The sequence below is a fragment of the Salmonella sp. SAL4457 genome, from assembly GCF_046548235.1.
Lineage (GTDB): Bacteria > Pseudomonadota > Gammaproteobacteria > Enterobacterales > Enterobacteriaceae > Salmonella > Salmonella enterica.
In genome coordinates, this window is record NZ_JBGDZO010001475.1 from 1 (window position 1) to 230 (window position 230).

At 68.7% G+C, this 230-nt stretch carries 1 pseudogene; it reads right to left on the reverse strand.

Annotated elements, in window-relative coordinates:
* Positions 1-230 (reverse strand): annotated as a pseudogene (bfmR, locus tag ACLJNW_RS29085) (two-component system response regulator BfmR); the annotation flags it as partial.

Below are 230 nucleotides of genomic sequence, written 5' to 3' on the forward strand. Positions count from 1 at the left end.
GGGTCAGGTTGAGCAACTGGTCGCGACTGAGTACCCGTTGCGGATGATCGAGGAACACCCGCAGCAGGCGGTACTCGGCGCCGCTGAGGGCGACCACGGTGCCGGCGTCGTCGAGCAGGTGGCGGGCGCTGGTGTCCAGTTGCCACTGGCCGAAGCCGATCAGCCGGCTGCTCTCGCTCACGGTGAGGTTCGGCGGCAGCATCCGCGTACGCCGCAGCACGGCGTTGATC